Source organism: Allohahella marinimesophila, from assembly GCF_039538005.1.
In the GTDB taxonomy this organism is placed as follows: domain Bacteria; phylum Pseudomonadota; class Gammaproteobacteria; order Pseudomonadales; family Oleiphilaceae; genus Allohahella; species Allohahella marinimesophila.
In genome coordinates this window covers 1-1,819 of the sequence record NZ_BAABBO010000031.1, presented here as the reverse complement: position 1 = coordinate 1,819, position 1,819 = coordinate 1, and the positions used below count along the sequence as shown (strand labels likewise).

Genomic DNA, 1,819 nt, shown 5'->3' with positions numbered 1-1,819 from the left:
GGCGTTCTGGCTGTAGAAAAACCTCCCGAACAGCTTCGATCTTCGCTACAGTAGGCTGAGACCAAGGAAGGGTTTCAGCATGCCAAAGTTTATCCCCTACAACTACGACCAGCACTCGATGGTCGTCATTAACTACGCCGATCAACTCCAGCCCGGTACCTTCGAACACGCGGTCCACTATCTCATCTCCGAGAAGCTGGATTTGTCGGTGTTTTATCCGAAGTACCGGAATGATGAGCAGGGCCGCCCGGCCTATGATCCCGCGATTCTGCTGAAGATTGTTCTGTTTGCCTACTCCAAGGGAATTACCTCGAGCCGAGAAATGGCCTGGTGCTGCCAGACCAATATTCTGTTCAAGGCGCTGTCCTGCGACAGTGAGCCACACTTCACGACGATAGCGAATTTTGTCAGTAGCCGAAGTGAAGAGATCGCAAAGATCTTTGAGCAGGTCCTGCTGGTGTGCCATGAGCAAGGCCTGTTGGGTAACGAACTCTTCGCTATCGATGGCTGTAAATTGCCGTCCAACGCTGCGAAGACCTGGTCGGGTACGCATGCCGAACTGGCGGCGAAACGCGACAAGATCCGCAAGCAGATGCGGGTCATGCTCAAGCAGCACGTCGACCTCGACGAAACGCAGTTTGAAGCTGACAAGATCCAGATACAGCGCTCGATGCAGACTCTGCAGACACTGGATCAGGCGGCCGAAAGGATAGACCGCTTTTTAAAGACCAGTAGCCCGCGGATAGGGCGCGGACGCAGAGGGAATGAAGTCAAAAGCAACATCACCGACAACGACAGCGCCAAGATGAAGACCAGCAAAGGGACGATTCAAGGCTATAACGGCGTGGCGACAGTCGATAAGAAGCATCAGATAGTGATCGATGCGCAAGCCTTCAGCGAGGGCCAGGAACAACCGGCATTGATCCCCGTCTTGGATGCCATCAGAGCCCGATACCAGCGGCTGGGCATCAGCGATTCAATTTATGAAGACGGTGCGGTGGTGACCGCCGACACTGGTTATAGCAGCGAAGCGAACATGCAGTATCTTCAGGCGCAGAATATCGATGCCTATGTCCCTGACAACCAGTTTCGGCAGCGCGATGCGCGTTTTGCAGATCAGAAGAATAGTCACCCTGCGGCTTCGCGAGCCGATCCAACGGTCAAGCCGATCTTTGCTGCCTCGACATTTAACTACGACGCAGCACAGCGGACCTGCCAGTGTCCCGCCGGTCAGTCAATGCAGCGCCGTGCTATCGTCGAACGAGAGGATGGTCGCTACGAGTCCTTTGAAGGGCCAATCAGCACATGCCGAGTGTGTCCAATGAAGCACCAGTGTATGAAGTCGCCACCGCGATCAAATGCCACGAGCGGGCGAGGACGGCAAGTGGTTTTTAAATTGCCGCCACCAACAGGTGAGCCGATCAACGGCATGGCCTGGATGAAGCAGCGCATCGATACCGAACATGGTCGCACGATCTACAGCCACAGAATGTCGGTTGTAGAGCCGGTGTTCGGCAACATCACTCACAACAAGCACCTGAAGCGCTTTAGCCTGCGAGGTCAGGAAAAAGTCCAGAGTCAGTGGCGGCTGTTTTGTTTGGTACATAATCTGGAAAAGCTTCAGCGCTATGGTCAGATGGCGGCATAGGTAGGCTGGAATGCAGGCTTTTGGAGTCTGTTCAGGGCTAAAACAGGCCTGGAGATAGCGAAGAGGAGCTATATCGGGTCTATGCTGAATGATACAAACAACCAAAGAGACAGACGGCTAAAAGATGCTGGGCTTCGCTTCGGAGAACTGGTTTTTCTACAGCCTCGTTAG

General features: G+C 53.9%; 1 protein-coding gene. It reads left to right on the top strand.

The genetic code is table 11. The features are described 5' to 3' along the window. Nucleotides 1–79 precede the first annotated feature (79 nt). A complete protein-coding gene (locus ABD735_RS20095; RefSeq protein ID WP_344809883.1) occupies nt 80–1,648 on the top strand; it encodes an IS1182 family transposase in 1,569 nt (522 codons plus the stop codon). The last annotated feature ends 171 nt before the right edge of the window (nt 1,649–1,819 follow it).

Coding starts and splice junctions, on each gene's coding strand:
- ABD735_RS20095 (WP_344809883.1), top strand. CDS start 80: ATGCCAAAGTTTATCCCCTACAACTACGACCAGCACTCGATGGTCGTC.